The organism is Burkholderia reimsis (assembly GCF_003294055.1).
In the GTDB taxonomy this organism is placed as follows: Bacteria; Pseudomonadota; Gammaproteobacteria; order Burkholderiales; family Burkholderiaceae; genus Burkholderia; species Burkholderia cepacia.
This window is the reverse complement of record NZ_QMFZ01000135.1, coordinates 1-546: the sequence shown is the minus strand read 5'-3', so window position 1 is coordinate 546 and position 546 is coordinate 1. Positions and strand designations below refer to the sequence as shown.

At 66.3% G+C, this 546-nt stretch carries 1 protein-coding gene; it reads left to right on the top strand.

Annotated features, from left to right (window positions below; translation table 11 throughout):
* On the top strand, positions 1-546 hold a 546-nt coding region (locus DPV79_RS41595), incomplete at both ends, for an autotransporter outer membrane beta-barrel domain-containing protein (protein ID WP_133295809.1).

Here is a 546-nt window from a genome sequence, read left to right as displayed (position 1 = left end):
ATACCACCTATGGACGCCAGTACAGCGAGACGGTCACGTCGCTGAGCCTCGGGGCAGACCGCCGCGTCTATCAAGGCGACAGGAGCACGGTACGCGTGGGCGCCAGCATCACGCAGGCCAAAGCAAATGTCGGCTACACGCGTGGCTCGGGCACGATCAACATGACGGCGGTCGGCGTCAGCGCCACGCTTCAGGCCAACAGCGGCCCGTACGTTACCGGCGGCATCAGCGGCGCGACGCTGCGCAACGCCTACAACGCCACCGACTTGGAAGGCGCCAATACCAGCGGCAAGTTCAACGTCAAGGCGCTCGGCACAACGCTCGACGCCGGCTGGCCGTTCGACCTCGGTCATGGCGTGAGCCTGGAACCGTCCGTCGCCGCCGTGGCGGGGTTCATGTTTGGCGACCAGCGCGCGACCTCTGCCGGCGTGTCGACCGACCTGAACCGCAAGACCTTCGGCATGGTGAATGCCGGCGTCACGCTCAAGCACACGGGCACCAGCAGTCTTGGCTCGCACGAAATCCATGCCCGCATCGCAGGCGTGG